The organism is Leptolyngbya sp. CCY15150 (assembly GCF_016888135.1).
Lineage (GTDB): Bacteria > Cyanobacteriota > Cyanobacteriia > RECH01 > RECH01 > RECH01.
In genome coordinates, this window is record NZ_JACSWB010000218.1 from 61,942 (window position 1) to 83,455 (window position 21,514).

The 21,514-nt window shown below is 54.5% G+C and carries 18 protein-coding genes; 9 read left to right on the forward strand and 9 right to left on the reverse strand.

Annotated features, from left to right (window positions below; all coding sequences use genetic code 11):
* Window positions 1-592: 592 nt before the first annotated feature.
* Window positions 593-1,834: a Zn-dependent hydrolase gene (locus tag JUJ53_RS17550; protein ID WP_204153335.1), complete on the reverse strand. Its 1,242-nt coding sequence runs from the start codon at window positions 1,832-1,834 to the stop codon at window positions 593-595.
* Window positions 1,835-2,205: 371 nt separating this feature from the next.
* Between JUJ53_RS17550 and JUJ53_RS17555 the strand changes: the two genes are divergently transcribed.
* Together JUJ53_RS17555 and JUJ53_RS17560 are read left to right on the forward strand one after the other, a co-directional pair.
* A complete protein-coding gene (locus JUJ53_RS17555) occupies window positions 2,206-2,619 on the forward strand; it encodes a gamma-glutamylcyclotransferase (RefSeq protein ID WP_204153336.1) in 414 nt (137 codons plus the stop codon).
* On the forward strand, window positions 2,616-3,092 hold the full coding sequence (locus JUJ53_RS17560; RefSeq protein WP_204153337.1) for a nucleoside deaminase: 477 nt from the start codon (window positions 2,616-2,618) through the stop codon (window positions 3,090-3,092). Before JUJ53_RS17555 ends, JUJ53_RS17560 begins: the two co-directional genes overlap by 4 nt.
* Before the next feature lie 83 nt (window positions 3,093-3,175).
* On the opposite strand, the gene JUJ53_RS17565 is transcribed toward JUJ53_RS17560, so the two are convergent.
* Together JUJ53_RS17565 and JUJ53_RS17570 are read right to left on the reverse strand one after the other, a co-directional pair.
* Window positions 3,176-3,523, reverse strand: a complete 348-nt coding sequence (locus tag JUJ53_RS17565) for an iron-sulfur cluster assembly accessory protein (protein WP_204153338.1) — start codon at window positions 3,521-3,523, stop codon at window positions 3,176-3,178.
* Between the two features lie 208 nt (window positions 3,524-3,731).
* Window positions 3,732-4,148, reverse strand: coding sequence for a cupin domain-containing protein (locus JUJ53_RS17570; protein WP_204153339.1), 417 nt, complete (start codon window positions 4,146-4,148; stop codon window positions 3,732-3,734).
* Between the two features lie 712 nt (window positions 4,149-4,860).
* Between JUJ53_RS17570 and dnaK the strand changes: the two genes are divergently transcribed.
* The gene (gene dnaK, locus JUJ53_RS17575) at window positions 4,861-7,377 is read left to right on the forward strand and encodes a molecular chaperone DnaK (RefSeq protein ID WP_204153340.1); all 2,517 of its coding nucleotides are present in this window, start codon (window positions 4,861-4,863) and stop codon (window positions 7,375-7,377) included.
* 184 nt (window positions 7,378-7,561) lie between these two features.
* Window positions 7,562-8,554 carry a J domain-containing protein gene (locus tag JUJ53_RS17580; RefSeq protein WP_204153396.1) on the forward strand — a complete coding sequence of 331 codons (993 nt, stop codon included), beginning with the start codon at window positions 7,562-7,564 and terminating at the stop codon, window positions 8,552-8,554.
* A 139-nt stretch (window positions 8,555-8,693) separates the two neighbouring features.
* Here the strand turns inward: JUJ53_RS17580 and JUJ53_RS17585 are convergent, their stop codons facing one another.
* The 3 genes from JUJ53_RS17585 to JUJ53_RS17595 all read right to left on the reverse strand — a co-directional run bounded on the left by JUJ53_RS17585 (window position 8,694) and on the right by JUJ53_RS17595 (window position 11,854).
* Entirely contained in the window at window positions 8,694-8,918 is a 225-nt protein-coding gene (locus JUJ53_RS17585) for a hypothetical protein (RefSeq protein ID WP_204153341.1), read from the reverse strand.
* A 663-nt stretch (window positions 8,919-9,581) separates the two neighbouring features.
* On the reverse strand, window positions 9,582-11,171 hold the full coding sequence (locus tag JUJ53_RS17590; RefSeq protein ID WP_204153342.1) for a hypothetical protein: 1,590 nt from the start codon (window positions 11,169-11,171) through the stop codon (window positions 9,582-9,584).
* The gene (locus tag JUJ53_RS17595) at window positions 11,168-11,854 is read right to left on the reverse strand and encodes an MBL fold metallo-hydrolase (protein WP_204153343.1); all 687 of its coding nucleotides are present in this window, start codon (window positions 11,852-11,854) and stop codon (window positions 11,168-11,170) included. Before JUJ53_RS17595 ends, JUJ53_RS17590 begins: the two co-directional genes overlap by 4 nt.
* A 352-nt stretch (window positions 11,855-12,206) precedes the next feature.
* Between JUJ53_RS17595 and JUJ53_RS17600 the strand changes: the two genes are divergently transcribed.
* Window positions 12,207-13,712: a site-2 protease family protein gene (locus JUJ53_RS17600; protein WP_204153344.1), complete on the forward strand. Its 1,506-nt coding sequence runs from the start codon at window positions 12,207-12,209 to the stop codon at window positions 13,710-13,712.
* 223 nt (window positions 13,713-13,935) lie between these two features.
* Entirely contained in the window at window positions 13,936-14,481 is a 546-nt protein-coding gene (locus JUJ53_RS17605) for a hypothetical protein (protein ID WP_204153345.1), read from the forward strand.
* Here the strand turns inward: JUJ53_RS17605 and thrC are convergent.
* Window positions 14,444-15,544 carry a threonine synthase gene (gene thrC, locus JUJ53_RS17610; protein WP_204153346.1) on the reverse strand — a complete coding sequence of 367 codons (1,101 nt, stop codon included), beginning with the start codon at window positions 15,542-15,544 and terminating at the stop codon, window positions 14,444-14,446. The genes JUJ53_RS17605 and thrC overlap by 38 nt on opposite strands.
* Before the next feature lie 483 nt (window positions 15,545-16,027).
* Here thrC and JUJ53_RS17615 point away from each other — a divergent pair, with 483 nt between their 5' ends.
* Entirely contained in the window at window positions 16,028-16,249 is a 222-nt protein-coding gene (locus JUJ53_RS17615; RefSeq protein ID WP_204153347.1) for a hypothetical protein, read from the forward strand.
* Window positions 16,250-16,614: 365 nt separating this feature from the next.
* Window positions 16,615-17,151, forward strand: a complete 537-nt coding sequence (locus JUJ53_RS17620) for a DoxX family protein (RefSeq protein WP_204153348.1) — start codon at window positions 16,615-16,617, stop codon at window positions 17,149-17,151.
* A gap of 219 nt (window positions 17,152-17,370) precedes the next feature.
* Here JUJ53_RS17620 and JUJ53_RS17625 read toward each other — a convergent pair whose 3' ends face one another.
* Window positions 17,371-17,697, reverse strand: coding sequence for a hypothetical protein (locus tag JUJ53_RS17625; RefSeq protein WP_204153349.1), 327 nt, complete (start codon window positions 17,695-17,697; stop codon window positions 17,371-17,373).
* A 408-nt stretch (window positions 17,698-18,105) separates the two neighbouring features.
* Between JUJ53_RS17625 and mutL the strand changes: the two genes are divergently transcribed.
* On the forward strand, window positions 18,106-19,788 hold the full coding sequence (gene mutL / locus JUJ53_RS17630; protein WP_204153350.1) for a DNA mismatch repair endonuclease MutL: 1,683 nt from the start codon (window positions 18,106-18,108) through the stop codon (window positions 19,786-19,788).
* A gap of 30 nt (window positions 19,789-19,818) precedes the next feature.
* Here mutL and JUJ53_RS17635 read toward each other — a convergent pair whose 3' ends face one another.
* On the reverse strand, window positions 19,819-21,210 hold the full coding sequence (locus tag JUJ53_RS17635; RefSeq protein ID WP_204153351.1) for a malic enzyme-like NAD(P)-binding protein: 1,392 nt from the start codon (window positions 21,208-21,210) through the stop codon (window positions 19,819-19,821).
* Between the last annotated feature and the right edge of the window lie 304 nt (window positions 21,211-21,514).

Below are 21,514 nucleotides of genomic sequence, written 5' to 3' on the forward strand. Positions count from 1 at the left end.
AGGATGCTGTGGATCATCTTGGTCTGACGGGTTATTCCGTGATGGGTAATCGACAGAAGATCAGTGATTGTACGGAAACACGTTGCCTGACTCTTCTATGGGTTCTATAGATTGACGAGATAGGCACCTGTAATGTTCTGGCAAGCTCGTGATTCCCACGCCCATCTGTGAGTTATGAGCGAACGATAGGGGCTTGCCTGGAATAGGTTCTAGGGTCTTGGCTACTGCTGCAGGGGAGACAACCCAGCCCGGCATCTTGCAAGAGTGAAACGCTAGAATCGCCCAAACCAAAAAGCGATCGCCCTCCCTAGTCCCATTGTGAATGAGCTTAGGGGCGATCGCCTCCAGTTAACCTACGGATTTTCTGCACTCAAATCATAAAGATTCGTCAGACGCGATCGCCTGATCCTTGCATACCTGCATGGCGCTGCGATCGCGTCTAGGGCTAGCACTCTGAGGCGTAGGTAACCCGCCTATGTGCTAAGGCGGGAAACCTCGTGTCTCCTGGATCCTCTTCGTTTTCCTGTCTTCGTTCTTCTGTTTTCGTTCTTCTATTTTCATTCTTCTGTCTTCGTTTTTCTGTCTTGCGATCCTAGCTGTAGACCTGATCTAGGCGCACGAGGGTGTGGAGCAACACGGTCGCTCCCTGAGTACATTGTTCTGGGGAAGTGTATTCTTGGTCGGAGTGACTGATGCCGGCATGACTGGGCACAAAAATCATGCCCATGTCGGTGATATGCCCCATTTCCATAGCGTCGTGACCGGCGCGGCTGGGTAAGGCATGGGCGGAAAATCCTAGGTCTTGGCAGACTTCGCGGATGACGGACTTGATGCTGGCGGCGGCGGGGGAGGGCTTGACTTTCAAAATAGGGGTCATGTCAATGTCGGTGCGGGTCTTGGCGGCGATCGCCCGCAGGTGCCGCGATAGCTGATAGGTCATGTCATCCAGACAATCCTGGGACAGATCCCGCATATCTACGGTCAGTTCCACCCGACCGGGGACAATGTTGGCAGCGTTGGGAGACACGTTGAGGGAGCCCACGGTGGCCACAGGACGGCTGGGTTGCTCTAGGGCGATCGCCTGCACGGCCAGGGTCACCTGAGCGGCAGCCACCAGAGCATCATGGCGCATATCCATGGGGGTGGTGCCAGCATGGTTGGGCACGCCGGTGATGGTAATGGCGTAGCGGTTCATGCCCACCACGCCATCCACTACGCCAATTTCATAGCCTTTGCTGTCGAGCACACTGCCCTGTTCCACATGCAGTTCTACAAAGGCCGCCATATCTTCGCGGCTACGGCGGGCCGAGAGAATGCGCGACCAGTCACCGCCCACGGCATCCAAACAGGCTTGAATCGAGGTGCCCTGTTCTGGATGGTAAATCGCTTCTCCCTTCACGGCACCAGCGATCGCCCGCGACCCAATCATGCTGCTTTCTTCGTCGCTGAAAACAATGACGTCTAGGGGATGGTCTAGCCGTAGCCCTTGTTCATGGAGGCTCTGCACCGCTTCAATGCCTGCCAAAACCCCAAGAACGCCGTCATAACGACCGCCCGCCGGCACGGTATCAATGTGGGAGCCGGTGGCGATCGCCGCCAGCTTGGGTTGTTGACCGGCATAGCGGCCAATCATATTTCCGGCTGCATCAACCCGTACCTTCATGCCAGCCTGTTCCATCCACTGGCGCACCCGCTGCCGAGCTTGGCAATCTTCGGGGCTAAAGGCCAAACGGCGAATGCCACCGTGGGGCAGCCGACCTAGTTCGGCTAGTTGATCAATATGCTGATTGAGGCGATCGCCATTGACAGCGAGAGCGGTAGTAAGTACGGTCATAGACGAGATGCCTCCTAAAATGTGAGTGAGTTTTGCCTAGGTGCGCTGGGGTCTGAAGGGATCGAACCGCGAGCAGGGCGACAATGCAACCTTGGCGGAGCCCTAGGGCTGATTATTGAACGAACGTGATGGGGCGATCGCCCATCCTATGACGGTACCTAGGATAGGTTCCTGAAAAATGTTCTCTATAAACTAAACTACCAGCCTTGCTGTGAAATTGAATCCGCCCTTCTGCTGACCTAGGAGCGATCGCCCATCTCCGTCACCCATCTCCGTATCTGAGGAAATGGTCACTTAAGACAGTTGACGAGATGGATGCAACAAGCCTTAATGAGATCTGTCATCGATCTACGAACGGGATTTCAACTGGCATGACCGACTCGAACGCATCTGTTAAACATATCTTCATTTGCGGATCTGCACTGCAAGGGCAGCCTGACCACGGCAATCTCCAGGGGGCAAAGTTTTTGGGCCCCACCTGCACTCAGCCCCGCTACCGGCTCCATGCGGCAGGCAATGGATGGCATCCTGCGATCTATGAAGTGGAGACCGGAGGCATCAGTATTCCTGGAGAAGTCTATGAAATGACCTTGGCTGAATACGAGTACTTGCTGGCCAATGAGCCACCCAATATGTATCCCGATGACGTGGTGCTAGAGAACGGTGATGTGGCGACTGCCATGCTGTATCCCAAGGCACTGATTGATCAACACCAATGGCCCGATATTTCCCACTACGGCGGCTGGGCAGCATACAAAGCAGATCAACCACAGGCTAGCTCATGACAGAACCCAATCCTGAATTTATGCGAGAGGCGATCGCTCAGTCCCTAGAGGGCATGCGCCATGGCCATGGCGGCCCGTTTGGCGCAGTGATTGTCAAGGATGGAACTATTATTGCTCGGGGACATAACCGAGTCCTGACGTCCAACGACCCCACAGCTCATGCGGAGGTCAGCGTGATTCGAGATGCTTGCCAGCAACTGCAAAGCTTTCAGCTCGACGGCTGTGAGCTATACACTAGCTGTGAACCCTGTCCTATGTGCCTAGGCGCAATCTACTGGTCTCGGCTCGACCGGGTTTACTATGGCAATACCAAAGTTGATGCCGCCGCCGCAGGGTTTGACGATCAGTTCATCTATGATGAGCTAGATGTGTCCATGGGCGATCGCCAGCTCCCCATGAAGCCTTTCCTGCGCGAGGAAGCCCAGAGTGCCTTCCAAGAGTGGATTGAAAAATCTGATAAAACGCCTTACTAACGCCTGGAAACCTGGTTGGGTCGCACTTGCTTGACCCAGCCAGACTTGGACTAGCTATTTCCTTGACTAGCTATCCTAAAGTACTAGGCCAACGTGAGCTCGGGTGATTGGGTGGAAAAAGAATTGCCACAGCCACAGTCTTGCCGAGATTGGGGGTTGCGGAAGCGAAAGCCACCGCCCATTAAATCTTCGGCATAATCCACCGTGAGTCCTTCTAGCACCGCCGCACTCTCGACATCCACAGCAACCCAGATATGGTCATGCTGAGAGACATGATCATCAGCATGGGGGCGATCGACTAAGTCGAGGATGTAATAGAGATCTTGGCAGCCGCCCGGCCGCACCGAAATCCGCAGCCAGGCATCGGGCTGGTCTCGACTATGTTTCAGGCGATTGACTTCTGCGATCGCAGTTGAACTGAGGTGAATCATAGCTGTTACTGAACAGATGTCTTTGAACAGGACGTTATCCCAATCCTGTCCAATGTCTCATTACTGTAGCAGCACAATGACACCAAGCACGAGAGTCGCGTCGGCTAGTAGAGCGGTGAAGCGATCGCCTGATGGTGGAGCGATCGCTGTTCTGGCTCAACCTAGCGTATGCTGGGCGCTAGGATTTGCGATCTTAGGATTTGCGATCTTAGGATTTGCGATCGCGGGCGTAGTCGTCTTGGTAGCGAATAATGTCGTCTTCTCCGAGGTACTGACCGTTTTGCACCTCAATTAAGATCAATGGAATCACCCCAGGGTTTTCGAGACGGTGCTGGGTGCAGGCCGGTACATAGGTTGATTGGTTGCTAAACAGCAGCTTCTCTTCCCCATCACAAACCACCTTAGCGGTTCCCGATACCACAATCCAATGCTCACTGCGGTGGTGGTGCATTTGAAGGCTGAGGCGATGGCCCGGCTTGACTTCAATGCGCTTAATCTTGTACCCCTGCCCTTCTTCCAGAACGGTGTACGACCCCCAGGGACGTGGCTCAGCTTCCCCAGAACCACCCGAGGTGCTCGGGAGCGTTAAATTCACGGGTACTGTCGCTTCCTTGGTCTGAGTCATGAAACTGCTCTCCTAAAAATCCGGGTGTGCAACATCTCAAACGTGCTGATGGATCTCATCATTCAGGCGAGTTGGGGCTGATACTCTTCACTATGGCTGTGATGAAGATGAATGCCCCTACCCTTCTCAATATTCCCAAGTATCTACAAAGGAGACCGCTCTTTTGCCCTGATGCCATGCCCAGGGTAGACCCAACCTAACATAACAAACTCAGATCTTCTGTACGCGATCGGCGGTATTGTATGACACGAGTACAGGTCAATTCTTCATAAAACTAGGGTGATGTTCAAAGATGATATGAAGTTATCCCAAGTCAAGCAATGGGGCCCGCGAGAGATTTGACCAACGTTCGATGAACGACCCGAAACGTTAGGTGTGGTTTGACTTCAGAGGAGTATAGTGCAGCTATATCCTTAGCAAGGTGCCCGACTTGCGTCTCGTCCCATCCCTCTTGAAGCGGATAGGGCAACGGTGAGGTTAGCCAAAGCGTGCGTGACCGTCGAAACTGTTCTTCATGTTACATTTTAGGGCTGTTAAGATTTCGTAAAGTAACGAAGCACTGAGACGGGTTGAAGAGCGATCGCTCTCTCGGTTCCTAGAGTAACCGATGGATTTATCACCAGAACCCCCTTGCTGACAAGATAATATAGATTCAGCAACGATTCTCAATATTCGGTATAGTCATTCAGGCAAGCGAGGAGCATCGCAACGCATGGGAAAAGTCGTCGGTATTGACTTGGGCACCACAAACTCAGTTGTCGCTGTGATGGAGGGCGGCAAACCCATTGTCATCGCCAATTCAGAAAGTATGAGGACGACTCCCTCCGTGGTTGCGTTTAGCAAAGATGGAGAGCGCCTCGTGGGGCAGATGGCCCGTCGCCAGTCTGTGCTAAATCCTCAAAATACTTTTTATGGCATCAAGCGCTACATCGGTCGGCGCTACAGCGAACTGCCTGCGGAGTCGAGGCGGGTGCCCTACACTATCCGGCGGGATGAGGTGGGTAACGTGAAGGTGCAATGTCCGCGCTTGCAAAAGGAATTTGCCCCGGAAGAGATTTCGGCCATGGTGCTACGCAAGCTGGTGGATGAAGCTAGTCGCTACCTGGGAGAATCGGTGACCGGTGCGGTGATTACGGTGCCGGCCTATTTCAACGATGCCCAGCGGCAGGCTACCCGCGATGCAGGGCGGATTGCTGGGCTGGAGGTGAAGCGGATTATTAATGAGCCAACCGCGGCGGCCCTGTCCTATGGCCTAGAGCGCCGGGACAGTCAGCGTATCTTGGTGTTTGACTTGGGCGGCGGCACCTTTGATGTGTCGGTGCTGGACATCAGCGATGGCGTTTTTGAGGTGAAGGCCACTAGCGGCGATACCCAATTGGGCGGCAGTGACTTTGACAGCAAAATTGTCGATTGGCTAGCGGAGCAGTTTCTAGAAGCGGAAGGCATTGATCTACGGCGCGATCGCCAAGCGCTGCAGCGGTTGATGGAGGCGGCGGAGAAGGCCAAAATTGAGCTGTCTGGGGTCACGAATACGGAAATTAATTTGCCGTTTATTACCGCTACGCCGGATGGCCCTAAGCATCTTGAGACCCGGCTGACGCGATCGCAATTTGAAGGACTCTGTGGTGACTTGATCAGCCGCTTGCAGCTTCCCGTCAAGCAAGCGATCGCTGATTCAGGACTACCGCCGAGCCAAATTAATGAAGTGATTCTCGTAGGCGGCGGTAGTCGAATGCCGATGGTGCAGCGGTTGGTGCGATCGCTGATTGACCTAGAGCCCAATCAAACGGTGAATCCTGATGAAGTGGTGGCGGTGGGTGCAGCGATTCAAGCCGGCATTCTCAACCAAGACATTCAAGACATTTTGCTGCTGGACGTGACGCCGTTGTCTATTGGTCTGGAAACCATTGGCGGCGTCATGAAAAAACTGATTCCGCGCAATACGACGATTCCCGTGCGGCGATCAGATGTGTTTTCCACGGCGGAAAATAACCAAACCTTGGTGGAGGTGCATGTCCTCCAAGGGGAACGGGAAATGGTGGCAGACAACAAATCTCTAGGCCGCTTTAAGCTCATGGGCATTCCCCCAGCGCCGCGTGGTGTGCCGCAAATTCTCGTGTCTCTGGACATCGACGCTAACGGCATTCTGCAGGTGACGGCCCTCGATAAAACCACCGGTCGAGAACAGGGCGTCACTATTCAGGGCGCTTCCACTCTGAGTGAGGAGGAAGTCAACCGCATGATTCTGGAGGCAGAGCAGTTTGCGGATGAAGATCGGGCGAAGCGAGAACGGATTGAAAAACGCACCAAGGCTGAAGCCCTCACCTTCCAAGCCGAGCGCCTGCTGCGCGAAGTGGCCCTAGACTTTGGGATGCAGTTTGCTGGCAGCTATCGCCGTCGTATTGAGCGATTGGTGCAGGATCTGCGGGATTGCCTGGATCGCAAGGATGACCGGGGTATTGATATGACCCAGTCGGAACTGCAGGATGCGCTCTACGATCTGCGCCAGGAAGCCTATCAATTTGCCAAGGAGGAAGAGGAGGAAGACGACTTCTTTGGATCCATCCGTCGCACGATTGCCAACTTGGGCAAGGATGATGATGAGTATGATTATTATGATCGCCGTAGGGATCCCTATGAGCGCGATCCCTATACTCAGGATCCTTACAAGCGTTCTCCTTACCAGGATCCCTACAGACGTGATCCCTATGCTCAGGATCCCTACCAGCCGAATCGCGATCCGTATCGGGCAGAGCCATCGCGATCCGATGCCGGTCGCCGTGATCCCTATCCGTCCTACGACTATCGGCAAGATGCGCCCAGCCGGGATCCCTATGCTCAAGATCCCTACAATGCGCGTCCTAGCAAGGATCCGTATAGCAAAGATCCCTATGCTCAGGATCCCTACGATGCACGTCCTACGCGGGATCCCTATGCTCAAGATCCCTATGATGCACGTCCTGCTCGGGATCCCTATGCCCAGGATCCCTATAATGCTCGCCCTAGCAGAGATTCGTATAGCAACGATCCCTATGATGCGCGTTCTACACGCGATCCCTATGGCGATCGCCGCCCGGCTGCTCCCTCCGACCCCTATGCTGCTCGTCCTCCACTGGATCGCCCGCGAGGAGAGCGATCGCCTGCACCGCCGCCCAATGACTATGACAATCGCCGTACCCCTCGCTATTCTGACGATGAAGATTGGGGTGACGAGGATGAATGGCTCTAAGTCTAAGGGGTTGATGGCTACTAGGTTGCCACTAGGTTGCTACTAGGCTGCTACTAAGTTGTCACTGAGGGGCGATCGCCTTCATCTCCAGCTTGATGTCATCTCCAGGTTGACTACTGATACTTTTGATACCTGTATCTCGTTCACATAACGCTCTGACTCATTCGCCGTGTCCAACGCCTCTATGCAAAACTTCCGGAACTACTATCAAATCTTGGGAGTTCCTCGGGACGCTACACTTGACGATATCAAAAAAGCATTTCGTGCCTTGGCCCGCCAATATCATCCGGATATGAATCCGGGGAATAAAGCAGCGGAGGAAACGTTTAAAGATCTTGGCGAGGCCTATGAGGTGCTGTCAGACGTCAGCCGCCGAGAACAGTACGATCGCTTCAGCCAATATTGGAAACAGCCTGGATTCCAGCGAAAAGCTCGGAGCGGTCGTGGTGCGGCCGATGATCTCAACTTTAGTGATTTCCCAGACTTTAATAGCTTTGTCGATCAATTGCTGAATCGCCGGGAGGAAACGGTTGCCCGTGCCCCTGCGCCACGTGCCGCCTCTCCCCGTCCGGCAGCGTCTACCTCAGCTCCCCCGCGGCCAGCATCTACGGGCAAAGCACCTCGGCGATCGCCCCCTCCGAAATCCACGGCTAATCCTTCTCCGCGCGCTCGGGACACAGAAGCCCGCCTGACGGTGCCCCTAGAAACGGCCTACGCGGGTGGACGGGAGCGAATTCGTCTGGAAGATGGGCGATCGCTTGAGGTGAATATGCCAGCAGCGATCGTCAGTGGACAGCGGATTCGCCTCAAAGGACAGGGATCTCAAGGGGGAGATCTCTATCTAAAAATTACCCTTGCTCCCCATGCTTTTTTTGGCGTTGAGGGAGCAGATATCTATTGCAAGGTGCCGGTGACGCCCAGTGAAGCAATTCTCGGTGCGGCTGTGGAGATTCCTACCCTAGATGGCCCGGTGAAAATGACGATTCCGGCGGGGGTGCAGCCAGGGCAAAAGTTACGGTTGGCGGGCAAAGGATACCCCATTGAAGGGCAGCGGGGCGATCAAATTGTGGAGATTGTTCTGGCTCTGCCGAAGGATCTCACCACCCATGAACGGGAACTCTACGAAAAACTGCGGCAGCTTGAAACCTTTAACCCTCGGGGGCATTTGTTCTTATAATGCTCACGCAGATGGCTAGTCCTCTGAAGCGGAAGTCACCCGCCTATGGACTCAGGCGGAAACCTTGTTTTTCCTGGAATTCTTTTTCGTTCTTCTGTCTTTGTTCTTCTGTCTTGCGATACTGGTCAGCTAGGACTCGCTAGCGGCGGAATGGAATTTTTACCGCCGATGTGCCGCTCATGAGCAGCAGACCGATCAGCACTAGCTTGATGAACCATGGGGTCAAAAATAGGCTCACAAAGAGGCAAAACAGGGCAACGAGTAAGGCTAGCAGGGTAATGCCTTCTGCTTCTTCCGCAAGGTGGGTGCCAACATAGAAGGAGGCGATCGCTAAGCCTAGGGCAATCAGGCTAAGTCCAATCATGGGACAAACCTCTACGAGGATAGGCGCGTTAACAGACGGCTAGGGCTGTATGCTCTGGGGCAGACATCGTTGAGCCGCGGCAGCGCTTAGATCACTAACATTCCCTCAGAATACCCAAAACCCGTCAGATTTGGGGCAAGGTGAGCTAAATCTTGAGTCAAATCCTGTAACGGAATCGTTGCGGTTCATGGCTAAGCATAAACTTTAGTGAATACCCTACCTACACCGAAAAAGACGTGATACTTTTAGATCAAGGCACAAGGCAATCAATCTTCTCTTCAAGTTGATTCCCTTACCCCCCTTGAGTTAGAACCTGTGCCTCCCGTTCTAGTTCAACACAGCACTCTACTTGTACGTGACAGATCAACACTACAGCGGTCATTAGTAGATAGCGATTGGTTTAGTCGAGGTCTATTCCTGACTCAAAGCTCACTAGCCTCCTAAAGAGACTCGATCTGTCCAGCATGAGAGCCTGTTGTGGGTTCATGTCCACCTCATTATTTTCTCTAGACACGGTTCACGGATTACGTTTCAATCTGATTCGAGTTAGTCTAGCGTGATTTTCTGATTTTCTAATTGTTCTGGGGGCTGCGATCGTTCGCGCCCCCATTATCATGTGGGGCCAATTTTGAGCCAAGGTGCTCTTGTTTTGGCAAAACGACCCTAGCGCGGCGGGATATCCCAGAATTCAAGCTGGAGGTCTAGCTGCAAGGTTGCTGGAGTAGGGCGATCGCTCTCAGCGTTCCATAGATCGACGGGTAGGGGCGATCGCAGTTGGTCGAGCAGAGGCGTGTGGTAGCACTGTTCTAAAACGGCTTTTTGTAGAGATTCTATGGATAGGAGTTCCGCATTCCAGCCGAGGCAGCGAGGACGAGCGATCGCGTCAGGATGGATAGCGCTGTGCGGTTGGTCTTGGGCTTGACCGGTGGTGAGATCGAGGAGGAGATCTTGGGTTTCTGTCTTCAGATGCAAACCGGCCCAGAGGTGTAGGGTTCCTGATTGCCAAGCGGTACCGGGTTGGAGCACCTGAACGGATATGCCGCCTAGGAGCTGCATCACAGGATAGGCGCTGCGGCTGATTTGCCACAACAGCCATCGTTGCCATTGGTAGACAGGAATGGCTTGGTGCAGCAGCATGGAATGGTAGGTGAGGGCTGGGTGGCGCAGGGTCTCGGTGACTTGGCAGGCTTGATAGGCCCAGTCACCAATAGACTGCACGGTTGGCATTTGAGCGATCGCTTGCCAGGCCTCAGCTCGGTGAGCGATCGCCTCTTGGCGCTGGTGGGCGATCACCGCTGCGATCAAGGCTGTGCGCTCAGGTTCTTGGACAGCACATTGGGTCGGTGTGGGTTGCCCTGCGGTAGTTGGTGGTGAAGGGATGTCCGCTGTATCTGATGGAGTTGGAGCTAATAGAGTTGGATCTAACGGTGACGTATCCGATGGTGCAGGGGAATGGGGGATGAACTCAAAGCCAAACTGCAGTTGAATATGCCCCCGCTGCCAGGTTTGCTCCGGCTGCAAAATATCCACGCGTTGTCCATCGAGCAGGGGTTTTAGCCGAGGCGTGGTGACCTGTAAGCCATCGAGAAGCAGCGCTAATAGGTTTTCCACCGAACAGGGAGTTTGCTCTAAACCTTGGGAGTCTGGAGTTTGGGACTGCAGTAAGACGCTGGCATCGAGCAAGGGGGAGGGCTGCTGCTGGGTTGTCAGATCAAAGGCGATGGTCTGCTCTAGGGTGAGAATGCCGTAGGGAACTAGGCGCACTTGCCCCTGGATGGGCGCTGCATCTGGGGATAGCACGACCGTTGCTTCCAACCCCTCCATCCACTGCATAGCGATCGCACTGCCCCGTACCACCGCCCAAAGCAAGCGCGATCGCCAGGTATCCACGTCAATGTAATGGCTAGTTTGTTGGGGGAGCCCACTAGGAGCGATCGCCTCTAGGATCGAGGGAGTTGGCTTCGGTGGTGCATGACTCCAAGCTTCCAAGACCCGATCAATTTCCTCAGCTACGTAGGGAGCGAGGGTCTCTGGGGTTTGGGGTAGGTCACTGGGCCAGCCACTATCGGTGGTCTGGAGTTGGGCCACCATGGTCACCAAGGCATCGAGGGTTTGCGCCACCGGCTCTGGCAGAGTGGGCGATCGCCCATCCAGACCTTCTAAAACTGGAGTTGGAAACCGCAGTACGGTGGCCATGAGAGAGTCCGTGGCTGCTGTTGTCGTGGGTGCCTGAGTTAACAACACATCGGTCATAGCAAAATTGGCGCGGTCTGCGCCTGCTCCAAATCGATGGTGGTGACCTGACGGTAGGCATCGGCGATCGCCCGCTGTCCTCGCAGGAAGCCTGTATTGGCTCCAGGGCATAGGTAGGTTAGGGTTTCGCTGGAAAAGCGATCGCGGATAGCCTGCACACTGCGAAGCTGGCGGGGCCAGTGGAAGGTTTTGGCCGTACGCAAGGGCACAGGCTTGCCCTGCCGATCGGGTAAGAGATGCCGCCCGGTCAACAAGATGCCGCCTTGCCTTGGGTCATACACACAGGCTGATCCCGGAGAGTGGCCGGGTGTCCAGAACACCTGAAGGCGATCGCCTAGGGTGAGGTCATGGTGAAACGACACCACCTCCACCTCCGGCAGTAAGTAGGCTTCCTGTTCTTGGATGACGACCTGGCACTGGAGCGCCGTTTGGATCTCCTTCACCTTGCCTAAGCCGCCGCGATGGGTGATGACCAGCCACTGAACTCCACCATGGGCTTGGAGAAATGATAGATGTTCTGCATCCCAAGCCGGACAATCTACCAGAATATTGGCCGGTTGGCTATCGATCTGGTCTAGGATGAGATAGGCTGTTCCACCCATGGTGTCGCGGTTTGGAGGAAATGCAAATAGGGTGTCAACATAGTCAAGCACCGGACGAGGAGATTTAGACGATGTTGGCATAGCACACTCAAAAAACACCAAACGCGATGCGGGTCAGGATTTTACCCGTGAACTCAGCGATCGATCCATGGGCGATCGCCCCAAAATGCAGCAAGATTCCTAAATTTCACTGGAGCCTGACCGCATTTATTTCTTACCATAATTTTAGGGATAGATTTTAGAGCTGGAGTTGAACCCTTCATAAAATGGGACGATTAATCTCCATGGGAGAGTCGTCTGTCCTCGGCAGCCCTCGTTAAAACCTAGCCGAGGATTTCGTAGACTACTGGGTTCAAGGGCGTTGACGTTGCATGATGCAGAGTTGACGCAGGTTTCCCCTTTCTCCGCTCATCGACGCTTTGAGACAGATGGCATGATCATTCTACTGCTCGTTTTCTTCACACTGAGCCTATTCACCTACATGGTCGTGAAGCGCAGTGTCGCCAAGATTACCCGCACTCCTATTTGGTTACTCTGGGCAGTCATGATGGCCCCAGCCTTCATTTGGATGGCTTGGCTGGTGGTCAATGGTGAGAATGAGCAAATGCCCTTTGCCCTTTTCATTATTCCCTTTGTGGTGTGTCCGATGCTCTACTGGTTTTTGGTGCAGTGGGGGCGCTTGCCCGAAGCACCGAAGCCGTCTCGCACTGCCGACGATCTACCCACCTCTGACGGCTTGCTGACCTACTCCTCGTCCTTAGAGGGCAAGTCAACGGTTCGGCCGGTTAACCAAGAGGAAGAGAAGCAGTTGCGCAACTGTTTTTCTTGGTCGGTTTATTACCTACAAACCGTGGAATATCGCCCTCAAGCCGTTATCTGTCGGGGGCAGCTTCGGACGTCTCCTGAGGTTGCCTATAAGACCATTCGGGAAAATATTGAGGCTCAGTTTGGCGATCGCTTCTTGATCATTTTCCAAGAAGGTATGCAGGGCAAGCCCTTTTTTGCCTTGGTGGTCAATCCAGCGGCGAACAGCAACGAGGATGCGTCGCCGGTGTCTCGCCCGCTGCTGGCCCTGGGGCTTTTGGTCGCAACGTTACTCACCACCACCTTGGCCGGGGCTTGGCTGATGATTCCTCCAGGGAGCGAGTTTACGCCGGAAGCCTCAATGCTATGGAGCGGTTTGCCCTATGCCTTGTCGATTATGGCGATTTTGGGTACCCATGAGCTGGCCCACTATCTAGCCGCTCGGCGGTATCGCATCCAGGCGACCTATCCCTACTTCATTCCCGTCCCACCGGCACTTATTTTTCCCTTCGGTACCTTTGGGGCCTTCATCCAAATGCGATCGCCCGTCCCCCATCGCAAGGCGTTGTTTGATGTGGGTATTGCGGGGCCCCTGGCAGGCTTTGTTATGACCATTCCGCTGCTGATTTGGGGACTCGCCCATTCTGAAACCCTACCCTTGGAGGAAACCTCTAGCCTGTTTACCTTTGACTCTTTCTCTCCTACCTCATCCTTGCTGCTCACCCTGCTGGCCCGGTTGTCCTTGGGTAGTGCGTTCACGGCCGACCAAGCCCTGAGTTTACATCCCGTGGCGATCGCTGGCTGTTTGGGCCTCATCGTCACGGCCCTCAACCTGATGCCGGTTGGACAGCTTGATGGCGGGCATATTGTTCATGCCATGTTTGGGCAGCGTACCGGAGCCTTGATTGGCCAAGTGGCTCGTTTTCTGGTTTTGGCTCTAGCTTTTGTACAATCTAGCTATCTGGTCTGGGCGATTCTGCTGTTTTTGATGCCGACGGTGGATCAACCTGCTCTCAATGATGTGACGGAACTGAATGACTCCCGCGACTTTTTGGGACTCTTGGCTTTGGGGCTGCTGGTGATCATTGTCTTGCCAGCACCGCCGCTGCTCCTTGATATGCTGCTGGCAGGCTAGATGCCCCATGACGGCGGAAGCGTAGGGCAATAGAACGCTGAACCAGGATAAATTTGCTAGTCTTAGGGTTGCTAGCCCTAGGGGTCACCCGTCCCATCTTGCTAGGAAGCCATGGCGGAGGAGCGATCGCTGCCTAAACCCGCTGAGAAAAGTTTTTGATTTATGAGTTCTAGAGTCTGCCATCGTTGAGCCATATTCCTTTTAGTCGTCCCATGTTCTGACCATGTCGCAAGATGTTAAACAGTGGATCGCAGAAATTCGCACCCTCCAGCACCAGATTCAGGTTGCTAATAAGGAGCGCGACCAAGCCTATGCCAGCGCTGAAAACTGGCGAAAGCTCTACCAAGCCGAAGCTCAGCAGCGTCGTACCGATGCCCGGCTAATGCAGGAAAAGCTGGATCAGCTCGGTATGGAGCTGCAAACGCTACAACAGCAGATCTCTAGCGATCGCTCCGTCGATGGGGGGGGCGAACAACCGGCGATGCAGCTTGATCAGCTTGAGGCTCTCTCCGTGGAACAGCTTCGGGAGTCGCTGCAGCAGGCGATCGCCGATGCCAATGGTCTACGGCAGGCGCTGCAGGCAGAAAAAATGGATCATAAAAATACGCGCCAGAGCTTAACCACAGCCCTGGCCGACACCATGGATTTGCTGACGCGGGAAAAAAGCGATCGCCCCATGCCTGCTGCAAGCAGCGATCGCCCTTCTGAGTCGTCCGATGCTCAACCCCAGCCTAAAAGCCCATGGCCTGAGCTACCACATCTACATTAGGCGGCAAACCTTTCTTGACCTGGTTGTTGCCGTGCTCAATGGCCGTATCTGGATCCTTGAGGCCGTTCCCTGTGAGGACACAAACCACCGTGGCACCCTCCGGCACCTGATCCTTAACCTTGAGTAGACCGGCTACGGATGAGGCGCTAGCGGGTTCACAAAACACCCCTTCTTCCGCTGCTAGCAAGCGATAGGCGTGCAGAATTTCTTCATCCGTGACGGCGTTGAACTCGCCCTGGCTCGCATCGCGCACCGCCACCGCATGGTGCCAACTGGCGGGGTTACCAATGCGGATGGCCGTCGCTACCGTTTCAGGATGGGCAACGGGGTGACCGCTGACGAGGGGTGAGGCTCCAGCAGCCTGGAAACCCATCATGCGCGGTAGGCGTTGACTGCGGCCCACTTCTCGGTATTCGCAAAATCCCATCCAGTAGGCTGAAATATTGCCAGCATTACCCACGGGAATGCAGAGCCAGTCGGGAGCATCACCGAGGGCATCTACCACTTCAAAGGCAGCGGTTTTCTGTCCTTGGAGGCGATAGGGGTTCACGGAATTGACCAACGTGACGGGGTAACGATCTGCAATGTCGCGCACCAGAGTGAGGGCTTGGTCGAAGTTTCCATCAATCGCCAGCACATCAGCACCGTAGAGAAGTGCCTGAGCCAACTTGCCCAGCGCTACATAGCCATCGGGAATCACCACAAACGCTCGCAGCCCGCCGCGCCTTGCGTAAGCCGCTGCCGCCGCCGATGTGTTGCCAGTACTGGCACAAATGACGGCCTTAGCCCCTTCTTCCTTGGCTTTGGAGATGGCTAAGGTCATACCTCGGTCTTTGAAACTGCCGGTGGGGTTCAAGCCATCAAACTTAACGAAAACCTTCACCGATCGCCCCACTTGGGCCGCGATCGCCGGGGCGGGAATGAGGGGCGTATTGCCCTCTAGCAGGGTCACAACGGGGGTTTTCTCAGTGACCGGTAGAAAGGGGCGATAGGCTTCAATTAAGCCCGGCCAGCTTCGGGACGACAGATCAACCGGGTTGGAAACAGAAAAACTAGGGATCACGGCAGTTAACGCATTACCTCAAGCATACTTTACACGACTGGCCCAGCAAAATACCGACGATGCGGGTGGCAGAGCCGTTAGAATTCCTGTCCGCTCTGGGTTAGGTGGGCTGGCGGAGTGATGACACCTCTTTTTGCCAACGGACTAACCAGGGTAGCCTATGCTACATCCAAATGGGTAGCCCAAATGAGTAGATAGATCAGCGTATCGATGATCGAGCTATCCTTATGGTGATCATTCGTTGAACAGAATCCCACCTTTTAGTCTAGCTTGCCCTGTTGCTGTCCCTGTATAAATTTAGGGATCAGGGCTGTCTCGATGGAACCGTTGAGGCAGACCGTTGGGGCAGACCGTTGGGGCAGACAGTTGAGGAACTGCCACACCCTTTTGGGAGGCGATCGCTATATTGCATACAATCGATTGCGTTGGATACGATAGAATACGCCATGTTGTGAGTGAGTAAAAATGACTATCCAAGCTTCTATGGCTAATGTACTCCTAGAACGTCCAAGTTCACCGGTTACGAGCTCTCAGCCTCACCCCTCTGAGGCGATCGCTGCATCGGCCCTGACGTCGTCCGCCCACGCATCTATCCCGGAGACCTCTCACCTGCCCTACTGCGCCATGCACCAAGCTGAGCTGCTATCGCTGCAAGCGGAAGCCGATGCCCTTTTGCACCACCTTCAAGCCCTGCGGCAGGAGTAATTGATAGGAAAGCTTGAACCGCTTGCCCTTCTCAGATGGCCCATCGTGGTCAACCTTAGCACCGTGACCAGACGGGTTACCTTGCATCACCGATTGTGGTCGACAGACTCATCTAGTTAAGAATCCTTAACACTATACTCAGACTAGCGCAGCTCTCCCCGAGGGCTGCGCCTCTTGTTTTGGGGCATTGTGGTGAGGTTTTAGACGGATCTTTGACGGTTTAACAGGGTGAAGGCGATCGCCCCCCGTCAACATGGGCTGTTTCACTTCAATATTAATCTTAATCAATATGATTGAGTTTCCTTAACAATCATTAAAATTAATTACAATGATAAGTAGACAATCTAGAGCAACCCCTGGGGCCCATGACTACAACCCAACGTTTAACCCAAACCGCAACGGCACTTCTAAAATCTAATTTGTCTGCCAACTACGGATCTCAGGCCGTATGGACGATTCTTCGCGTCGTGGCAGGTGTGGTGATGATTCACAATGGTCTTGACAAGTTGTCGAATATCGAAAGCTTTGCCCAGGCCTACGTACAGGTGATTGGACTGCCTTTCCCAATCTTCTTCAGCTATGTGGCAGCCTACACGGAACTGCTGGGCGCACCGCTGCTCGCCCTCGGTCTACTAACCCGTCCCGCAGCCTTGGGTCTGTTTAGCACCATGGCGGTGGCGATGTATCATCACGTCTTGGTAGCTGGATTGAGCATTCCCTACCTAGAGCTATCGGTGCTCTACGCTGCCTGTTTCCTGTTCTTCCTGGTGAACGGAGCGGGTCTGTTCTCCGCTGACGCCCTCATTGCTGGTTGGCTCGATGCTGCTAGCGGCAATGCTCAAGCTCAGGCGATCGCTGAAGCAGAATCAGCCTATAGTGCCTCTCAGCCTATTACCAAGTAGGTGCAAGCGCCCGTTTGGCAGTTCATCTGCCTTGGTCGGAAGCGCATCTACCTTGTATCTACACATTAAGCTAGCGGATTCGGGGGACTGTCCTTGGATCCGTTTTTTTGACGCTCCGCTAACGCTTCGCGTATGGCAGGAGATTCCTTGTTCACAGAGTCGTAGAGTTTCTAGGCTAGCTGGCACGTTCATAGGGGCTGCTGGAGCCTGCGGATTCAGCTAGAGCAGCAGATCGGCGTCATTGCCCCTGGCATCTAACGGCGGCATCAAGGGCTTGCAAGACTGAACCGGAACGGTGGCTACCAAGTCCCCTTTCACCAAAAATTTAATGTGCCGCGCAATGCGCAGTTGAGCGATCGGTTCACGGATTAATTCACTCAGATCTCGGAGAGCTAAGGCTGTTGATGCGGTATGGCACTCAATCCGTAGCGATCGCCAGCGACGGGTCAGTTTACACTGACGCAGGAGGTTGAGTTGCTCTAACTCTGCGGTATTTTCGCGATAGTAGTTTAGGATGAGTTGAGTAAGCTGTGATTGCCAGTTCATAGTCTTTCTGCGGCGAATTCTCAAACATTCAACAATGGCGAATAGACCGCCTACTGAGGCTATGGGTGGCAGCTCAGTATCGGTTCTTAGTCTTTTAGGTGATACCAACCGGGTGGACGTATCGCCCTCTACCGTCATTGAACCCTAGTTCCCTTTGGGGCAGATGGGTCTTGCAAGAAGACTTAACGACTTGTCGCCTCTGTTCATAGAGCAAAATCCGGGGCGATCGCTGATGGGCCTTGAGGTTGACGATATCTCGCCGCGATCGCTACCGTAATATTCCCGAGGGATTTCTTGAAGAAACTCAACAAATGGCAAGGGAGAATAGTGTGAGGGCTCATGCTCTAGGGGCTCTGATGGGACGATTGGATGGTGATGGCGCGATAGGGTGTCTATGACAGTGGGTCTATGACGGATGCAATTGGCGCATTACCGAGGGATGTCGTCCATTTAATGGCGGCGGGCGAAGTGATCGATTCGCTGGCGGCGGTGGTGCGAGAACTTTCGGAAAATGCCATTGATGCTGGCGCAACTCGCATTGCGGTGACGGTGTGGGGATCGCAATGGCGGCTGCGGGTGGCGGACAATGGCGCGGGTTTATCGCTGCTGGACTTACAGCAAGCGGCTCTGCCCCACTACACCAGTAAAATCAAAACCTGTGATGATCTGTGGCGGATTAAGAGTTTAGGATTTCGCGGGGAGGCTCTCCACAGTCTGGCCCAGCTTTCCATCTTAGATATTTGCAGCCGGCCGAGAGCAGCAGAGCATGGTTGGCAAGCTCACTACGGTCACGATGGGGTGCCCGTTGCCACGCAGACCGTAGCGATCGCCGCTGGAACGGTGGTGACGGTGCAGGATCTGTTTGGCAATTGGCCGGGACGGCGGCAGGGATTGCCCTCGTTACCCCAACAGTTGCGGGCGGTGCAGCTTATGGTACAGAAGCTGGCCCTATGCCATCCTCAGATTACCTGGCAGATGCAGCAGGGCGATCGCCCTTGGTTTTCGATCAGTGCAGGGCAGAGCGGCTGTGATATCTTGCCGCAATATCTACGGGATGTGCAGCGATCGGATTTGCGCGATGGACAGGTAGGTTTAGCCAATCCTGAGGGCGCTGACGGGGATACTCAGCGGGAGGATCCCCGTCTGTATGTCTTGCTAGGACTGCCCGATCGCTGCCATCGCCACCGGCCAGATTGGGTGCATGTGGCTGTTAATGGCCGGATTGTCCAATGTCCTGAGCTAGAGCAAATTGTGGTGGGAGCCTTTCGCCACACCCTGCCCCGCGATCGCTACCCGGTTGGTTTTGTCCACCTGACCTTGCCACCAGAGTATGTGGACTGGAATCGCCACCCGGCTAAGGCAGAGCTTTACTTGCATCACCTGTCTCATTGGCAGGCCCAACTGCGGGAGGCGATCGCTCATCTGCTAAATCTACAGATCACGAATGGCGATTTGATCCCGCAGCGTACGGGGCAGGTGTTCAAAAGTGCTGAACAGTCCACCCGCTATTTACCCGGTGAAAATGGCCAGAAGCCGCGATCGCCCGTTAGCCTGCCTTTGAAAGCGATCGCCCAAGTGCATCAGATGTATATTTTGGCCGAGCATCCAACCGGCCTATGGTTGATTGAGCAGCACATTGCCCATGAGCGCGTGCTCTATGAACACCTGTGCGATCGCTGGCAGATGGTTGACCTAGAACCGCCGTTGATTCTCCCCCAGCTCTCAGCATCGCAGGTGGAGCAATTGGAGCGTATTGGTGTGAAGGTGGATCTATTTGGCGATGATCTATGGGCCGCTAGAACCGCCCCTGAGCCCTTAGCCCAGCGGCCCGACTGTGCAGATGCGCTGCTGGAACTTAGCCGAGGGCCCGACCTGGATACGGCGCTGGTGGCCACGGCCTGTCGCACGGCGATTCGTAACGGCACGCCGCTGGAGCTGCAGGCGATGCAAACCTTGATTGATCAATGGCAGACCACCCGCCATCCCCAAACCTGCCCCCATGGCCGCCCTATCTTTTTGCCCCTGGAGGAGTCGAGTCTATCTCGGTTCTTCCGGCGACATTGGGTGATTGGCAAGAGCCATGGGATCTAAGGCTGGGGACGTGGGTGGACAATCGCTAGGTTAGCGTTCTGCTACGCCATCTTGACGAGCTGCTTGCTGCACCGCCGCCGCCACGGCTGTTGCTACCCGTTCATCAAAGACGGAGGGAATAATATGTTCGCTATCCAGGTCGCTAGGCTTGATCAAGGAGGCGATCGCTGCTGCTGCTTCTAGATACATGAGGGTGGTCATGGTCTTGGCCCGGCAGTCTAGGGCTCCCCGGAAGATGCCGGGAAAGGCCAAAACATTGTTGATTTGATTGGGATAGTCACTGCGGCCGGTGGCCATCACGGCAACATCGCTGCTGATCAACTCCGGCTGAATTTCAGGAATGGGGTTGGCCATGGCAAAGACAATCGGGTCGCGGGCCATGGATCGCACCATGTCCGGTGTCACCACTCCCGGCACACTCACCCCAAGAAATACATCTGCGCCGATCATGGCGTCGGCGAGGGAGCCACCTTTCTCCACGGCGAACTCCCGCTTTTGGGAATTCAAATCGGTGCGGCTATGGCTGATGATGCCTCGGGAATCGCAAAGACAAATATGCTTGGCCCCTGCCTTTCGCAGGAGGCGAGCGATCGCCACTCCAGCTGCCCCGGCCCCATTCAGGACAATCCGCACCTCATCCATGGGCTTTTTCACCCACTTCAGGGCATTAAACAGGGCGGCTAGGGTGACGACGGCGGTGCCATGTTGGTCATCATGGAAGATGGGGATATTCAGCTCTCGCTGAAGGCGGGCTTCAATTTCAAAGCAGCGGGGAGCGCTAATGTCTTCTAGGTTAATGCCGCCAAACACGGGGGAAATATTTTTCACCGTTTCCACGATGGCATCGGTGTCTTGGGTGGCGAGACAGACAGGGAATGCATCGATCCCCGCAAATTCTCGAAACAGCATGGCCTTGCCTTCCATGACCGGCAACGCTCCCTCTGGGCCTAAATTACCTAGTCCCAGCACGGCACTACCATCGGTGACGATCGCCACGGTGTTGCTTTTGATGGTGAGATTAAATACCTGCTCGGGATCATTGGCGATCGCGGTACAAATTCGGCCAACCCCTGGGGTATAAGCCATGGCCAGATCCCCCTGATTTTTCAGGGATAATTTGCTGCGAACTTCGATCTTGCCGCCTCGGTGTAGGGCAAAGGTGCGGTCATACACATCCAGCACTACAATGTCGGTGAGCGCTCGCACGGCGTTGACAATGATTTCTGCATGTTCAGAACTAGATGCATCCACCGTAATGTCGCGCACAATCACCTTGCGGGTTTGCTCCACTAAATCAATCTGCCCGATATTGCCCCCGGCCTGGGCGATCGCTTGGGTCACATTGGCCAGCATCCCGGCTTGGTTGGGAATTTGAAATCGGATCGTTAGACTGTAGCTGGGGTTAGGTGTCAGATTGACCATGGTGTTTGCGTCGCTTCAATAAAAAAAGGGTTCCTTCATCCTGACGGATTGATGACCGCTGCAACCGTCATATGGGTAACAGGACTGAGTTAGCATACTACGGATGTCAGCGGCGATCGCCTGTTATACCAACTTTCTGAAGACCTACTATCCTTAGCCCGCGCCCTCCATATCTATCTCTGAGGGCGAGAGGTTTTGACGTTAACGATCCTGTAGCCTGATCGTACGAGAATGGATAGTACGTGGATGAACTCCATTGAATGGAACTGCCGGGTTTCGACGTCGCTCAATCCTCTTCTCATCA

What these genes read in the sequence shown, in the direction of transcription:
- JUJ53_RS17550 (WP_204153335.1), bottom strand. Translation starts at nt 1,834, where the DNA reads ATGACCGTACTTACTACCGCTCTCGCTGTCAATGGCGATCGCCTCAAT.
- JUJ53_RS17555 (WP_204153336.1), top strand. Translation starts at nt 2,206, where the DNA reads ATGACCGACTCGAACGCATCTGTTAAACATATCTTCATTTGCGGATCT.
- JUJ53_RS17560 (WP_204153337.1), top strand. Translation starts at nt 2,616, where the DNA reads ATGACAGAACCCAATCCTGAATTTATGCGAGAGGCGATCGCTCAGTCC.
- JUJ53_RS17565 (WP_204153338.1), bottom strand. Translation starts at nt 3,523, where the DNA reads ATGATTCACCTCAGTTCAACTGCGATCGCAGAAGTCAATCGCCTGAAA.
- JUJ53_RS17570 (WP_204153339.1), bottom strand. Translation starts at nt 4,148, where the DNA reads ATGACTCAGACCAAGGAAGCGACAGTACCCGTGAATTTAACGCTCCCG.
- dnaK (WP_204153340.1), top strand. Translation starts at nt 4,861, where the DNA reads ATGGGAAAAGTCGTCGGTATTGACTTGGGCACCACAAACTCAGTTGTC.
- JUJ53_RS17580 (WP_204153396.1), top strand. Translation starts at nt 7,562, where the DNA reads ATGCAAAACTTCCGGAACTACTATCAAATCTTGGGAGTTCCTCGGGAC.
- JUJ53_RS17585 (WP_204153341.1), bottom strand. Translation starts at nt 8,918, where the DNA reads ATGATTGGACTTAGCCTGATTGCCCTAGGCTTAGCGATCGCCTCCTTC.
- JUJ53_RS17590 (WP_204153342.1), bottom strand. Translation starts at nt 11,171, where the DNA reads ATGACCGATGTGTTGTTAACTCAGGCACCCACGACAACAGCAGCCACG.
- JUJ53_RS17595 (WP_204153343.1), bottom strand. Translation starts at nt 11,854, where the DNA reads ATGCCAACATCGTCTAAATCTCCTCGTCCGGTGCTTGACTATGTTGAC.
- JUJ53_RS17600 (WP_204153344.1), top strand. Translation starts at nt 12,207, where the DNA reads ATGATCATTCTACTGCTCGTTTTCTTCACACTGAGCCTATTCACCTAC.
- JUJ53_RS17605 (WP_204153345.1), top strand. Translation starts at nt 13,936, where the DNA reads ATGTCGCAAGATGTTAAACAGTGGATCGCAGAAATTCGCACCCTCCAG.
- JUJ53_RS17615 (WP_204153347.1), top strand. Translation starts at nt 16,028, where the DNA reads ATGGCTAATGTACTCCTAGAACGTCCAAGTTCACCGGTTACGAGCTCT.
- JUJ53_RS17620 (WP_204153348.1), top strand. Translation starts at nt 16,615, where the DNA reads ATGACTACAACCCAACGTTTAACCCAAACCGCAACGGCACTTCTAAAA.
- JUJ53_RS17625 (WP_204153349.1), bottom strand. Translation starts at nt 17,697, where the DNA reads ATGAACTGGCAATCACAGCTTACTCAACTCATCCTAAACTACTATCGC.
- mutL (WP_204153350.1), top strand. Translation starts at nt 18,106, where the DNA reads ATGACGGATGCAATTGGCGCATTACCGAGGGATGTCGTCCATTTAATG.
- JUJ53_RS17635 (WP_204153351.1), bottom strand. Translation starts at nt 21,210, where the DNA reads ATGGTCAATCTGACACCTAACCCCAGCTACAGTCTAACGATCCGATTT.